At 41.6% G+C, this 14,148-nt stretch carries 13 protein-coding genes; 7 read left to right on the top strand and 6 right to left on the bottom strand.

The annotated features are described in order from the left end of the window. Positions 1-8: 8 nt before the first annotated feature. Positions 9-614 (bottom strand): PEP-CTERM sorting domain-containing protein, encoded by a 606-nt coding sequence (locus RM368_RS10025; RefSeq protein WP_322693929.1) that lies wholly within the window; start codon positions 612-614, stop codon positions 9-11. A 558-nt stretch (positions 615-1,172) separates the two neighbouring features. On the opposite strand from RM368_RS10025, the gene glyS reads away from it, so the two are divergent. Both glyS and murD read left to right on the top strand, forming a co-directional pair. After that, positions 1,173-3,326, top strand: a complete 2,154-nt coding sequence (gene glyS / locus RM368_RS10020; protein WP_322693928.1) for a glycine--tRNA ligase subunit beta — start codon at positions 1,173-1,175, stop codon at positions 3,324-3,326. Positions 3,327-3,408: 82 nt separating this feature from the next. After that, positions 3,409-4,944 carry a UDP-N-acetylmuramoyl-L-alanine--D-glutamate ligase gene (gene murD / locus RM368_RS10015; protein ID WP_322693927.1) on the top strand — a complete coding sequence of 512 codons (1,536 nt, stop codon included), beginning with the start codon at positions 3,409-3,411 and terminating at the stop codon, positions 4,942-4,944. Positions 4,945-5,083: 139 nt separating this feature from the next. On the opposite strand, the gene RM368_RS10010 is transcribed toward murD, so the two are convergent. From RM368_RS10010 to RM368_RS09995, 4 genes are all read right to left on the bottom strand, one after another. Beyond that, a complete protein-coding gene (locus tag RM368_RS10010) occupies positions 5,084-5,308 on the bottom strand; it encodes a type II toxin-antitoxin system HicB family antitoxin (protein ID WP_322693926.1) in 225 nt (74 codons plus the stop codon). Positions 5,309-5,313: 5 nt separating this feature from the next. Then, the gene (locus RM368_RS10005) at positions 5,314-5,469 is read right to left on the bottom strand and encodes an addiction module toxin, HicA family (protein WP_322693925.1); all 156 of its coding nucleotides are present in this window, start codon (positions 5,467-5,469) and stop codon (positions 5,314-5,316) included. After that, positions 5,462-6,070 (bottom strand): hypothetical protein, encoded by a 609-nt coding sequence (locus tag RM368_RS10000; protein WP_322693924.1) that lies wholly within the window; start codon positions 6,068-6,070, stop codon positions 5,462-5,464. Before RM368_RS10000 ends, RM368_RS10005 begins: the two co-directional genes overlap by 8 nt. Before the next feature lie 183 nt (positions 6,071-6,253). Then, complete coding sequence (locus tag RM368_RS09995; RefSeq protein WP_322693923.1) at positions 6,254-6,841, bottom strand: thylakoid membrane photosystem I accumulation factor; 588 nt, start codon at positions 6,839-6,841, stop codon at positions 6,254-6,256. Positions 6,842-7,197: 356 nt separating this feature from the next. Here RM368_RS09995 and RM368_RS09990 point away from each other — a divergent pair, with 356 nt between their 5' ends. From RM368_RS09990 to RM368_RS09975, 4 genes are all read left to right on the top strand, one after another. After that, positions 7,198-8,556 carry a MurT ligase domain-containing protein gene (locus RM368_RS09990; RefSeq protein WP_416212227.1) on the top strand — a complete coding sequence of 453 codons (1,359 nt, stop codon included), beginning with the start codon at positions 7,198-7,200 and terminating at the stop codon, positions 8,554-8,556. A gap of 77 nt (positions 8,557-8,633) precedes the next feature. Next, a complete protein-coding gene (locus RM368_RS09985) occupies positions 8,634-9,452 on the top strand; it encodes a type 1 glutamine amidotransferase (protein ID WP_322693922.1) in 819 nt (272 codons plus the stop codon). A gap of 81 nt (positions 9,453-9,533) precedes the next feature. Further along, the gene (locus RM368_RS09980; RefSeq protein ID WP_322693921.1) at positions 9,534-10,157 is read left to right on the top strand and encodes a Uma2 family endonuclease; all 624 of its coding nucleotides are present in this window, start codon (positions 9,534-9,536) and stop codon (positions 10,155-10,157) included. Between the two features lie 48 nt (positions 10,158-10,205). Continuing rightward, positions 10,206-10,829 (top strand): Uma2 family endonuclease, encoded by a 624-nt coding sequence (locus tag RM368_RS09975; RefSeq protein WP_322693920.1) that lies wholly within the window; start codon positions 10,206-10,208, stop codon positions 10,827-10,829. A 433-nt stretch (positions 10,830-11,262) separates the two neighbouring features. On the opposite strand, the gene RM368_RS09970 is transcribed toward RM368_RS09975, so the two are convergent. Next, positions 11,263-11,385, bottom strand: a complete 123-nt coding sequence (locus RM368_RS09970; protein WP_322693919.1) for a hypothetical protein — start codon at positions 11,383-11,385, stop codon at positions 11,263-11,265. A 113-nt stretch (positions 11,386-11,498) separates the two neighbouring features. On the opposite strand from RM368_RS09970, the gene RM368_RS09965 reads away from it, so the two are divergent. Beyond that, entirely contained in the window at positions 11,499-14,126 is a 2,628-nt protein-coding gene (locus RM368_RS09965) for a COR domain-containing protein (protein ID WP_322693918.1), read from the top strand. Positions 14,127-14,148: the final 22 nt, after the last annotated feature.

Here is a 14,148-nt window from a genome sequence, read left to right as displayed (position 1 = left end):
CCTAATTTCTAGTAAAAGGCTTGCTTTTTCTTTAGAGTTGAAGCTATACCCAAACCAGCAAATGCTAGCAAACCCAACAAAGAAGCAGGCTCTGGAACTTTGGATACTTGAATAAAGCCAGAATTTTGATCGAGTGTTGTTGACGTTCCCTGTTGATCGACATCCTGACGTAATTGCAAAGAGTCGCCAACCGTTCCCTGAAAGAAATATTCTCCAATTACACCCGTTCCTCCGGCGACATCAAAGGGGCCAAATAATGTCTGAGTCGAAGTATTAAAATTGAAAGCGAAGAAATTAGATTCTGATACTCCACCACTAACGGTGTTATAGGTTCCCAGAAGATTTTTAGATGGGTCTAAGAAGGAGACATTTAAGGATTGTAAAAAGTTGGTGGCTCCACTACCAAGTTCTGAAATGATTGTTGGTGCTGTAGTTTCGTCGTAGCTAAATGAACCTGTTGCTGAGTAACCAGCATTACCTTGCCAATTAAAGTTTAATTCAATAGCTTGGGCTGGGTTGTTAGCACTAGTAGCGATCGCAACACTAGTTGCTGCGATCGCGGTAATTTTGGCGAAAATATTTTTCATGGTCATAACTCCAAAATTGATTGTCATGATGCATATATCAATGCATCAATCAACACTAAGCTTACGATAGAAATATATATCCGTAAATACCGCATAAAATACAGGATGTAATGTAATGAATCTATGAAGAGAAGCACTTGTTTTATAAATTTTGCATAAAATGTCAAGTCTATAGTGATGTCTGACGACAAACTCCTCTGCGTCTACGCTTCTTTCTATGCAATCCACCCTGGCTTAACTTCCATTCCTCATTTATCGTAAATTAAAGGGTTTGAAATCTCTGTGTTTTCACGTAGCTCAGTTACTCTGGGGATCTTCTAACAGTAGGGCTTTAACCTCGTCTATTTGCATAGCGTGCCGCAGACAAAATATCTTTAATGTTGGTTGAATTTAGAATTGTTAACTATGAGGTTTTCCCTTTATTCTCTTCGATGACCGACATTCCTTGATGGTACAAGCCCCTAGATTCATCTATGGAGTTAATCTAAAATCTAAAATTGTCTGACCGATTCAGCTAAAAATCACGAGCGATCGCCTGAGAATAACTGATAAAGTTGAGCTACGCAAAGTTGAAAACAGTGTTATATGCCTGGGTTTCTATTAGAAGTTGGTACAGAAGAACTACCTGCAAGTTTTCTCAGTGATGCTTTAGTGCAATGGCAGGAACGCATTCCCCAAAGCCTGGAAGCAAACAGTCTCAAGGGCGAAAGTGTCCAGGTGTACGGTACTCCCCGGCGGCTGGCGGTATTGATTACAGGTCTACTATCGCAGCAACCAGACCGAGAAGAAGAAATTAAAGGGCCCCCCGCCCAAGCCGCCTTTAAAGATGGTCAGCCGACAGCAGCAGCCGCAGGTTTTGCCAAAAAGCAAGGTGTGGAACTGGATGCGCTGTCAGTTCGCCCCACAGACAAAGGGGAATTTGTTTTTGTGCAAAAAAGAATTCCCGGTCGTCCTGTGGCGGAAATTTTGACAGAACTTGTTCCCCAGTGGATTTGGGGTTTAGAAGGTAAGCGATTGATGCGTTGGGGTAATGGAGATGCCAGGTTTTCTCGACCGATTCGTTGGCTGGTAGCTTTGTTAGATGAGACGGTATTGCCTTTAGAATTAGTGAATGGTTCTAAAACGATCCAGAGCGATCGCCTTTCCCAAGGTCATCGAGTTTTACATCCCGAACCTGTGACAATTGCCCAGGCTACTGATTATGTTACCGCCCTCAAGTCTGCTTATGTCACCGTTGACCCAGAAGAACGGGTAAATCTGATTAAAGAGCAAGTAAATGCAGTCGCAGAGAATTTAAGCGGGTATACAGTAATTTACCCCGATTTGTTAGCGGAAGTAACCAACCTTGTAGAATATCCTTCCGCAGTTGTTGGTAAATTTGAACCAGAATTTTTGGAATTACCAACTGAGGTAATTACTGAAGTGATGGTTACTCATCAACGTTATTTTCCTGTATTCAAACCAGGGAGTTTTGAGCAAGAATTATTGCCCAATTTCATTACCATTTCTAACGGCGATCCAAAAAAATCAGATATTGTTGCTGTAGGAAATGAAAGAGTAATTCGTGCCAGATTAGCTGATGGTAGATTTTTCTACGAAGCTGATTTAACTAAACCAATAGATAGCTTTTTACCGCAATTGGAAAAAGTCACTTTCCAAGAAGAATTGGGTTCGGTACGTGCCAAGGTAGATAGAATAGTTCAAATTGCCGAGCAAATTAGCAGTCAATTAGAATTAGCAGAAGATCAAAAACAAAGAATCCAACGTGCTGCTTTATTATGTAAAGCAGATTTGGTGACACAAATGGTCTATGAATTCCCTGAACTGCAAGGCATTATGGGAGAAAAATATGCTTTGGCTAGTGGTGAAGATGCCGAAGTAGCAAAGGCAATTTCTCAACATTATTTGCCAAAGGGAGCCGGTGATGTGTTACCAGAAACACTCACGGGTAAAATTGTTGGTTTGGCAGATAGATTAGATACTTTAGTGAGTATCTTTGGTTTAGGTTTAATTCCTTCCGGTTCATCCGATCCGTTTGCTTTACGCCGTGCGGCTAATGCTGTAGTTAAAATTGTTTGGTTTGATAATTTGCCAATAAATTTAGATGATTTGTTGAAGCAAATATCGATAGACTTTGCAGCAAAATATCACAAAGATCGAGCATCATTAACCACAGCGTTACAAGAGTTTTTCTTACAACGCATCCGCACTTTATTACAAGAAGAAAAACAGATTGATTACGATTTGGTAAATGCAGTTTTGGGAGAAAATGACCCAGAATACACAGAACGGACGTTAAAAGATTTATTGGATGTGCGCGATCGCGCTTTGTACTTACAACAAATCCGCAATGACAGTACCTTAGATAACATCTACGAAACCGTTAACCGTTCCACACGATTAGCCGCTCAAGGTGATTTGGATACAAAACAGCTAGAACCGACAACCGTAGTTCGTCAAGAATTATTCCAAAAGCCCTCTGAAGACGCTTTGTATAATGCGCTAATCGAATCAGTGCCACAAACTCAAACAGCACAGCAAACCCGAAATTATCAACTATTAGTAGCAGCATTAGCAAAAATTGCTCCGGCAGTTAGTAACTTCTTTGATGGCCCGGATAGCGTTTTAGTTATGGACTCCGATCCAGAAATCAAGCGTAATCGGTTACATCTGCTGGGATTAGTTCGCAATCATGCCCGTGTTTTAGCTGACTTCGGTGCGATCGTCAAAAATCTGTAGCGTAGGTCAACAAAAACTTGTGTAATTTTTGCCAAGAAAGGCTACTATAGGGAGTGCTTAACCAGGGACTCTGCTGCAATCTATGTCCAAAGCTCATGTTATTGGATTGGGAAAGTCCGGTGTTGCTGCGGCGAGATTGTTGAAACGGGAAGGTTGGGAGGTAGAGCTGAGCGATCGCAACACCTCCGAAACCCTCCTAGAACAACAACAAAAACTCGCTGCCGAGCAAATAACCGTTAAACTAGGACAATCCCTAGAATTGAATGGTGCTAATTTACCGCAATTAATAGTCGTTAGTCCTGGCGTGCCTTGGGATATTCCCGTATTAGTTGAGGCACGCCAATTAGGTATTGAAACCATTGGCGAAATGGAACTCGCTTGGCGAAATTTGCAATCGCTACCTTGGGTAGGAATTACCGGCACTAATGGCAAAACTACTACCACAGCTTTAATTGCTGCCATTTTCCAAGCAGCAGAATTAAATGCACCCGCCTGCGGTAATATTGGCTACGCCGCTTGTGAAGTTGCCCTATCTCAGGGAGCAGGGAGCAGGGAGCAGGGAGCAGGGGAGGCAGGGGGAGCATTTGATCACTCCTCACTCCTCACTCCTCACTCCTCACTCTTAACTCCTCACTCTTCACTCGATTGGGTAATTGCCGAAGTTAGCAGCTATCAAATAGAATCTTCCGTCTCTCTTGCTCCCCGGATCGGTGTTTGGACGACTTTTACACCGGATCATCTTAGTCGCCATAAGACTTTAGAGAACTATTACAATATCAAAGCCAAGCTATTGCGTCAGTCTGAGTTGCAAGTGTTCAATGGCGATGATGCTTACTTGAGTCAGCTAGGTTTAAGTGCTTGGCCTGATGCCTATTGGACAAGTGTGAGAGGAAAAGATTTTCTGATTAGCGAAAAAGGCTTTTACATTGAAGATGGTTGGGTTGTGGAAAAATTGACTGCAACCTCTGCACCAGAACCGATTGTGAAAGTATCTAGTTTGCGAATGGTGGGAGAACATAACCAGCAAAATCTGTTGATGGCAGTAGCAACAGCAAGATTAGCGGGAATTAATCGTGATGCGATCGCACTTGCAGTTCGGGAATTTCCTGGTGTTGCCCATCGTTTGGAGCATATCTGCACATGGGAAGGTATTGATTTCATTAACGATAGCAAAGCTACTAATTACGATGCGGCTGAAGTAGGTTTAGCATCTGTCAACAGTCCAGCGATTTTAATTGCTGGTGGAGAAGCTAAAGCAGGTGATGATACTGCTTGGCTAGCACAAATTCAAACTAAAGCTGCTGCTGTGTTATTGATTGGTTCTGCTGCACCCGCATTTGCCAAACGTCTCCGAGAGGTGGGGTATCATACATACCATATTGTGGAAACTATGGAAAGGGCAATTCCTAAGTCGGCAGAATTAGCCAAGCAGTATCAAGCGCCTGTGGTATTGCTATCTCCGGCTTGTGCGAGTTTCGATCAGTACCCAAATTTTGAGGTGCGGGGCGATCGCTTCCGTCATCTATGCCTTGCTTGGGCAGGTGGTTGGAAACCCGCTAGAGTAGAACTTCCAGAACTTGAAAACTCTAGTCAAGAGTCCATAGTTCAAAGTCGATAAGCATTGTTTGTCAACAAGTTCGTAGTAAGGACTTTAGTCCTTGTTTTCTAAGCACTAAAGTCCTTACTACAAACTCTCAAAACTAACTTGACAAAATACTAGAAGGATTATTTGATACTAATTTAATAGTTTTCTATAATTAGATTTTGCTATAGTTTGTAACTTCAACCTCATGAGCGATGCTTGTAGATTTAGGAATAGGTAAACCATCTTCTAGCATCCCTTCAATATGAAATTGAATAGCTTCTGCAATCATCTGCTTGACTTCTTCTAAAGTTTCACCCACAGCGACACAACCTCGTAAATCAGGGACATAAGCGCTGTAGCTAGTTGCTCCCTTTTCAATCACAACTGTATAACGCATCAGTCTTACTCCAATTGAGCTTGTCTCCAGATATTTTTCAGAGTACCAATTGGCACATCCACATTTAGCTTACCAGCCATTGTTACAGTACCAGGTTTATTTTTAAATGTGGGTTTCTTCTGCCTCCTGCCTTCTGCCTTCTGCCTTCTGAAGTCAACCAATAGGGCGATTTCCGGGATTGACTGCATGAATATATTCACTACCCGATCGCGGTCTTCCTCGTTTATAATAAGCTTCTTCTGGTTTACCCCATCCTAGCTGCAAAATCATTTCCAAAAAGCTAGAATTTTCCCACTTACATAAACTTGCCCACTCTGTTCTTTGAACAATTCTTTCTACATCAGATGTGACAATTTGTTGGTGTTGTTTACTATTATTAAAACTCAAGTATAAATCCATTCCTATAGTGACTTCATACCAAAATTCTACGATAGAATTTTTAGCGGCTTTTAATATCTCTAAGTCACCATTGAGGGCAATTAACTCACTATCTATTTCGGGATAATGCAAGTTTTTTCCTTTAACTGTCATTTCCCGCCAGATAATACCAGAAACTCGATTTTCTCTTTGATACTCATGAATTGCAGTTTTGAAATCTTGATAGGCAGTAAACTGTTGCAACCCATCAGTTCTGATAAACTGGTCAATTACAGGATTGCCAGAGACTTTTATTTCTAACTTTAAGCGTTTTCCTTTCAGGCAAGCTTGGCGTTCGGCTGCCAAAATTTGAATTAGTTCCTGGGTGGTGTAAACCTTTGACATCAGATACACTCTATTTAGTCATTGGTCATTGGTCATTGGTCATTGGTCATTAGTCATTAGTCAGTTGTTACGGACTTATAGACTATAGATTAACTTTCTAATCATTATGCTTTGACATCGGCGGCAATGTAGTAACAGATATAACTAAAAATTAGGGCAGACCAATTTGGTCTACCCCATAGGTTACTTAGCTAACTCACTACTAAACTCGTTAAAAGCTCGCCGCTTTAGCTGTGCTGTTTCAGTGCGTGGTAACAAATCAAAGATTTCACGAAATCGATCGTCTATATCTTCATAAGGTACTTGACCCTTTTTATTCAAAACTACTTCACCTGATTTATTTAACACCACGACTTGAGGAACGCTTCCAGCATAGTAATATCCTGGTTCAGTTGGGTCGTAGGTCTCTTTCTGCGGGATAGCATCTACATTAATCGGCATAATCTCTGCTACCTTGCCATAGAATTCCTGTACTCGTGAAATGGAAATGGCATATCTTTTGGAATCACTGCTATCATCCAGATAAAAAGCCAAAAATACTGGTTTATGTTCCACTAAAGTTTGTGCGAGTGTCTGTCTGGGAGGAACTAATGAACCATTGCCAGCATAAACAACAAAGATGTTGCCATCATATAAATCATTATTCAGACCAGCAGATGCAGGTTGCATACTTATAATGAAAAGACTTACAAGCAACAACAGGCATTTGGACAACCACCTTTGCCAGCTAGTAATTTGTTTATGTAAAAAAAGAAACTTTGTGCTATTCATCAAAAGGAACCTTGCAAGCTACTACTTGTTGTGAGTTTGTGCTGAATTTGGCCAACTGGGCTGGATATGTAATTACGCCCACGCACTATTTTTTAAGATAACGCCTACTGAGATTATCTCTCGCAAGTGGCTGGTATTGCTACGCAGAATTCAAAACAGAGGTAAAGTAGCGCAACAATCCAAAATTATTCGACTGAGCGTAGCCGTACCCTTCCGGGGAAGCAACGCGTAGCATTCCGCAGAAAAGTTTAAAATTCAAAATTGCGAATACTGGCTTTTTCAGCCAAGATTCGCTAAACTCACAAGATTAAATTTGCACTTTTAATTAAGAACCGCCAGAAAACTAGGGTATAGATGTGGGAAACAAAATACAATTCATAGATAGACTGCGATTGGGTTTCGCGGTGTCAGTGGCAAAGAGTGTGACCTTTATAGTGCAATATCTTCGACGGGCTGCGCCTACGCTCCGTCTAGGTGCTGGTAGTGTATTACCAGGGGCGATCGCTCGTCGCATTGAACCCAGACTTTTACAATTATTGAGTCAGCAAGTTAAAAACGGGGTGATTTTAATTGCTGGTACTAACGGCAAAACTACTACAGCGCTGCTTTTATGCACAATACTAGAACGCAAAGGTTTTCGTGTCACTCATAATTCTACAGGTGCAAATCTAGAAAATGGCTTGATGACGGCGCTGTTAGAAAGCACCAATTTACTAGGTACGCTAAATTCTGATTACGTCATTTTAGAAGTTGACGAAAATATTGTACCGAAGGTATTAGCGCCACTCCAGCCGCGAATCATTCTCTGTTTAAACTTGTTCCGCGACCAACTCGATCGGTACGGCGAAGTAGACACAATTAGTAAACGTTGGACAAAAGTTATTTCTACCCTACCACCAGAAACGGTAGTAATTCCCAATGCTGATGACCCAACTTTATCTAATCTCGGTCAGCAGTTACCCCAACGGGTGTTATTCTTTGGCTTGAATGAACCAGAACATTATCTAGAAGCAATTCCTCACGCTGTTGATTCTATTTATTGTCCAAAATGTGGACATTCCCTAGATTACAAGGGTGTTTATTTGTCTCATTTGGGAGATTTTACTTGTCCTAAGTGTGGTTTTAGTAAAAGTAAACCGACTTTGGAAAGTAGTGAATGGTCGCAAATTCTGGTTGGTTTATACAACAAATATAATACTTTGGCGGCTGCAACTGCGGCTATTGAGTTAGGAGTTGATGAAGCAACAATCAGAGATACTATTAACAACTTCCAAGCTGCTTTTGGTCGGGCGGAAGATTTAGTAATTAACGGTAAACGAGTGCGAATATTGTTATCAAAAAATCCTGTGGGAACGAATGAAACCATTCGCGTAGTCACTGAAAGCACAGATAAAACCACACTGCTAGTATTGAACGATCGCACGCCTGATGGCACTGATGTATCCTGGATTTGGGACGTAGATACCGAGAAACTAGTCGAACGCGGCGGGACTTTAGTAGTGAGTGGCGATCGCGTCTACGATATGGCACTACGTCTACGTTACAGCCAAAAGTCCCCTGAGAGTAACTTAAATTTAATAGTCGAAGAAGATTTGCGACAAGCGATCGCTACTGCATTAGAGCATACACCAGAGAATGAAACTCTGCATATTCTACCTACCTACTCAGCTATGTTAGAAGTGCGAGAAGTTCTGACTGGTCGGAAAATTCTTTAAATTTGTCATTGGTCATTGGTCATTTGTCATTTGTCATTTGCGATCGTCTTATTCCCTATTCCCCATTCCCCAAATTTATGAGTTCTCAAAATATAGAATTAACAATTGGTTGGCTTTATCCGACGCTGATGAGTACTTATGGCGATCGCGGTAATGTAATTACTATAGAACGTCGCGCCCAGTGGCGGGGATACGATGTGAAAGTATTACCCTTAGATCAAAATTCTACAGCCGCAGATATTAAAACAGTAGATGTCATCGTTGGTGGTGGCGCACAAGATCGTCAGCAAGAAATAGTCATGCGTGATTTGCAAGGTGCGAAAGCTGATGCAATGCGCGAGAAAATCGAAAATGGCACACCAGGAGTATTTACTTGTGGTTCCCCCCAATTACTGGGACATTATTATGAACCAGGTTTGGGACAACGGATTGATGGTTTGGGAATACTCGATTTAGTTTCCGTGCATCCTGGCGAAAATACTAAGCGCTGTATTGGTAACTTGGTAATTGAAGTGACAGCTTCACGTCTGGCGCGAGATTTAAAAGAGATGACAGGTAGCACACCGTATTTGGTAGGCTTTGAAAATCACGGCGGACGTACCAAACTGGGAAAAGTCGAAGCTTTGGGGCGCGTGGTGTACGGCTTGGGAAATAATGGTGAAGATGGGACAGAAGGAGCATTTTATCAGAATGCGATCGCTACTTATTCTCACGGCCCTTTGTTACCGAAAAATCCTTTTGTTGCAGATTGGTTAATTCAAACAGCGCTGCGGCTAAAGTATCAACAGGAAATTACCTTAAAACCTTTTGACGATAGCCTTGCTACACAAGCACGAGAAGCGATGTTTAAGCGATTGAAAGTGAGTTTACCAAGTGCTGCGGCGGCGAAAGTTTAATCTCAGTTCGCTAATTAAGCCTCTCCCTGTGTCGGGGAGAGGTTTGGAGAGGGGTCAAATTTGACATAAAGAGGGCAAAGTATGACTCAAGCCTTAGCCAAACAAGTAACATTTGATGAATTTATCGCCTGGTATCCCGAATCTTCAGACAGGCATTATGAACTACATGATGGGGTAATTGTTGAAATGCCTAAGCCAACAGGGAAACACTCGGAGATAGCCGGGTTTATCAATGGTTCTTTGTTTATTGAAATCACCCGTTTGTCTATTCCTTGTTTTATCCCTAAAGAATGCGTCATCAAGTCAGTTAACACTGATTCAGGTTATGAACCAGATGTAATCGTTCTTGATAGACAAGCTGTTATGAATGAACCACGCTGGAAAAAAGAATCTATCATTACGTGGGGTAGTTCCGTCAAGTTGGTTGTAGAAGTTGTTTCAACCAACTGGAGCGATGATTATGCTTTGAAACTAGAAGATTACGAGTCTTTGGGCATTCCTGAATATTGGATTGTAGACTATTTAGGTTTAGGTGGTAGACGCTTTATTGGCAATCCTAAACAACCAACTATCTCCATTTACCAATTAATTGAAGGTGAGTATCAAGTTAGGCAATTTAGGGGAAGCGATCGCATTCAGTCGCCAGCATTCCCAGAGTTGAATTTAACTGCTGAACAGATTTTTCGGGCTGGAGAAGTTGCGTAATTTAGGTGGCTAAGGTTGAAATTTTTATCTGATAAAGCAAGAGGGCATATGACTCAAGCCTTAACCAAACAAGTAACATTTGATGAATTTATTACTTGGTATCCAGAAAACTCACAACGACGCTATGAACTGCATGATGGGGTAATTGTTGAAATGGCTCCTCCCACAGTTGAACATGAACAAATTGTTGGATTTTTAGTTGGGGAAATAGTTACAGAATACAAACGTTTCAAACTACCTTATTTCATCCCCAAAACAGCTTTCATTAAACCTACTCAGAGCGAAGCAGCTTACTCACCAGATGTACTGTTGTTGAATAACTCTAATTTAGTAAATGAACCTCTGTGGAAAAAAGAATCTACTGTAAGCCAAGCGGCATCAATTCCTTTAGTAATTGAGGTGGTAAGTACCAACTGGCGAGACGACTATTTTACCAAAGCAGGTAAATATGAAGAGGTCGGAATCCCTGAATACTGGATTGTAGACTATCTCGGCTTAGGTGGTAGGCGGTTTATTGGCAATCCTAAACAACCAACTATCTCGATTTACCAATTAATTGAAGGCGAGTATCAAGTTAGGCAATTTAGGGGAAGCGATCGCATTCAGTCGCCAGCGTTCCCAGAGTTGAATTTAACTGCTGAACAGATTTTTCAAGCTGGAGAAGTCGCGTAAAAAACGGCTAAAGAAGTAAAAGAACCATCAAAGACTCTTTCACGAGTATCAAAGACTCGTCCGCGAGTATCAGAGACTCGTCAACAAGTATCAAAGACTCGTCCGCGAGTATCAGAGACTCGTCCACGAGTATCAAAGACTCGTCCGCGAGTATCAGAGACTCGTCCACGAGTATCAAAGACTCGTCCACGAATATCAGAGACTCGTCCGCGAGTATTAAAGACTCGTCAGCGAGTATCAAAGACTCGTCCACGAGTATCAAAGACTCATTAACGGAGTTCATAGCCCCATTAATGAGTATTAAAGACTCGTTTACAAGCAAATCTGAGCCATTGGTAATGATAAATTATTTTTAGATTCCGTAAAAATTATTAGCGCTCATGTAGTGTTACACAAGATAGTAAATTGCTTTGATATCTTGTAGCATTCTCAATTAGTAGCCGCGATCGCCTGAAACTCGAAGTTCTAGGAACCAATAGCCAAGCCACTCAAGTAGACTAAAATCTAAGCCTGGAAAGAATTTAGTTCTCTTAAGAGAACTTTCGCTATCAGCCATAGGTTTCTAACCTGTAGCGGTTGTTGGGATTAGTGCAAAATATTAGTAGTTGCGAGATTGTCCAGCGAATCAGGGGCATTAAATATAACTTTCGTTGACAGGTGAACCTAAGTATGACAAACACGCCTCAACGTTACCTTGGAAAAATCCGAGAGGCGAAAGAGAAAAAGCTTAAAGAATTAGATTTAAGCAATGATTCGCGTACTAATGACAAGGAAAAATTAACAGAGATTCCTGCTGAGGTGTTTGAACTGAGATGGTTGGAGGCTTTGGATTTAAGACACAACAAATTAACGACGCTGCCAGAAGCGATCGCCGGCCTGCAACAACTGACTTTCCTAGATTTAAGCGTCAACAAATTAACGACGCTGCCAGAAGCGATCACCCGCCTGCAACAACTGACTTCCCTGTATTTAAGCGTCAACAAATTAACGACGCTGCCAGAAGCGATCACCCGCCTGCAACAACTCACTTTCCTGGATTTAAGCGACAACAAATTAACGACACTGCCAGAAGCGATCACCCGCCTGCCACAACTGACTTCCTTGGATTTAAGCTTCAACCAATTAACCAAACTGCCAGAAGCGATCGCCCGCCTGCAACAACTGACTTCCCTGAATTTAAGCTTCAACCAATTAATGAAACTACCAGAAGTGATCGCCCGCCTACAAAAACTCACCTTTCTGGGTTTAAGCGGCAATCAATTAACGACACTGCCAGAAGCGATCGCCCGCCTACAAAAACTTACCTTTCTGGGTTTAAGCAACAACCCCATCGAAAAGCCACCGCCAGAAATTATTGTAAAAGGTATTAAGGCAATTCAGAATTATTTCCTACAACTGGAAGTAGAGGGAACAGATTATCTCTATGAAGCAAAGTTACTAATTGTCGGTGAAGGAGGAGCAGGTAAAACAACACTGGCGAAGAAAATTGAAGACCGAAATTATCAACTCCGAGAGGAAGACTCTACAAAGGGAATTGAGGTTATCCAGTGGAGTTTCCCAATGGAAAAAGGGCGAGAATTTCAAGTCAACATCTGGGACTTTGGAGGGCAAGAGATTTACCATACGACTCACCAGTTTTTCCTCACCAAGCGTTCAGTCTATGTCTTAGTAGCAGATACCCGCAAAGAAGATACAGATTTTTATTACTGGCTGAATGTGGTGGAACTGTTGAGCGATAACAGTCCGCTACTAATCATCAAAAATGAGAAGCAAAACCGCCATCGGGAAATTAATGAACTCCAGTTACGGGGACAGTTTACTAATTTGAAGGAGACTTTACCAACAAATCTTGCTACCAATAGAGGTTTAGAACAAGTTTTAGAACAAATCAAGCACTATGTTACAAACCTGCCCCATATTGGCAGCCCTCTCCCAAAAACTTGGGTTAGAGTCCGGGAAGCTTTGGAAAGTGACGCACGCAATTACATTAGCTTGGATGAATACCTGAACATTTGCCAACAAAATGGGTTCTCCCAAAGAGATCACAAGTTGCAATTGAGCAGCTATCTGCACGATTTGGGAGTATGCTTGCACTTCCAAGAAGACCCACTTTTGAACGAGACCGTCATCCTCAAACCCAAGTGGGGAACTGATGCAGTCTACAAAGTGCTGGATAATGAAAAGCTGATTCGAAACCTCGGCAGTTTCACACGGTCTGACTTGGAAAACATCTGGTGTGAAGACGAATACGCCACGATGTATTATAAACTCTTGCGCCTGATGATTAACTTCAAGCTGTGCTACGAAATTCCCAGAAGCCAAGGAAAGTATATTGCCCCACAACTGCTATCTGCTAATCAACCCTCCTACAACTGGGATGAAAGTAACAACCTGATACTGCGTTACACTTACGAGTTCATGCCCAAGGGCATCCTCACCCAGTTTATAGTTACCATGCATGAGTTGATCGATGAACAACAATGTGTCTGGAAAAGCGGCGTTGTTCTCAGCAAAGACCAGACGAAAGCAGAGGTGATTGAATATTACGGCAAGCGGGAGATTAAGATTCGAGTCTCAGGTCGTCACAAAAGAGATTTGATGACCATAGTTACACATGAACTCGATAAAATTCATGATTCCTACAAGCGACTGAAGTACAACAAGTTAATTCCCTGCAATTGCGAAACCTGCAAATATAGCCAAGAGCCACATTTTTATAAGCTTGAAAATTTAAGAAATCGCCTTGCTAAACAAAAATATGATGTTGAATGTGATATTAGCTATGAAAAAGCGAATGTTTTGAGCTTAATTGATGATGTAATAGATAGGGGTAAAGAGAGGTTGTTTGTAGAGCAGTTAGGCGTTGAAGTGAATCCTCCTCAATCTCCGCAAATACCATCTAACATATATTTCAACCTAAATCAAGTTCAAGAACAAAATCAAACTCGCCAAAAGGAAAATAATTTAATGTCAACAGTAAATCAATACGGCTTTGGGGATAACGTTGGTGGCGATAAAGTCATGCGTGATAAAATCGACACTCAAATCAACAACTCGCAAAACTTGGCACAAGCTGCAAAAGATATTAAAGAACTTTTAGATCAACTGTCACAAGAATATTTTAGTACAGCAATGGTTGGCGTCAAAGCAGTAGAGGAAATAGAACAGAAGCCAAAATTGAAAGCTCGAATTATCAATGCCCTGAAAGAAGCAGGATCGGAAGCTCTAGAAAAAGCAGTCGATCATCCTGCTGTTAGCATTGTCATAGCAGCCACCAAGGGCTTCATAGATGGTTGAAGATACAGCAGTTTTGAGGTAA

It is taken from the genome of Nostoc sp. DedSLP03, from assembly GCF_034530815.1.
Taxonomy (GTDB): domain Bacteria; phylum Cyanobacteriota; class Cyanobacteriia; order Cyanobacteriales; family Nostocaceae; genus Nostoc.
The sequence above is the reverse complement of the archived record's forward strand: the minus strand, read 5'-3'. Positions and strand labels throughout refer to the sequence as shown.

Bases quoted from the DNA above. Each gene is read 5' to 3' on its own strand.
- RM368_RS09985 (WP_322693922.1), top strand. From the start codon at position 8,634: ATGAGTTCTCAAAATATAGAATTAACAATTGGTTGGCTTTATCCGACG.
- RM368_RS09970 (WP_322693919.1), bottom strand. From the start codon at position 11,385: ATGGCTGATAGCGAAAGTTCTCTTAAGAGAACTAAATTCTTTCCAGGC.
- RM368_RS09980 (WP_322693921.1), top strand. From the start codon at position 9,534: ATGACTCAAGCCTTAGCCAAACAAGTAACATTTGATGAATTTATCGCC.
- RM368_RS09965 (WP_322693918.1), top strand. From the start codon at position 11,499: ATGACAAACACGCCTCAACGTTACCTTGGAAAAATCCGAGAGGCGAAA.
- RM368_RS10000 (WP_322693924.1), bottom strand. From the start codon at position 6,070: ATGTCAAAGGTTTACACCACCCAGGAACTAATTCAAATTTTGGCAGCC.
- RM368_RS09975 (WP_322693920.1), top strand. From the start codon at position 10,206: ATGACTCAAGCCTTAACCAAACAAGTAACATTTGATGAATTTATTACT.
- glyS (WP_322693928.1), top strand. From the start codon at position 1,173: ATGCCTGGGTTTCTATTAGAAGTTGGTACAGAAGAACTACCTGCAAGT.
- RM368_RS10010 (WP_322693926.1), bottom strand. From the start codon at position 5,308: ATGCGTTATACAGTTGTGATTGAAAAGGGAGCAACTAGCTACAGCGCT.
- RM368_RS10025 (WP_322693929.1), bottom strand. From the start codon at position 614: ATGACAATCAATTTTGGAGTTATGACCATGAAAAATATTTTCGCCAAA.
- RM368_RS09995 (WP_322693923.1), bottom strand. From the start codon at position 6,841: ATGAATAGCACAAAGTTTCTTTTTTTACATAAACAAATTACTAGCTGG.
- murD (WP_322693927.1), top strand. From the start codon at position 3,409: ATGTCCAAAGCTCATGTTATTGGATTGGGAAAGTCCGGTGTTGCTGCG.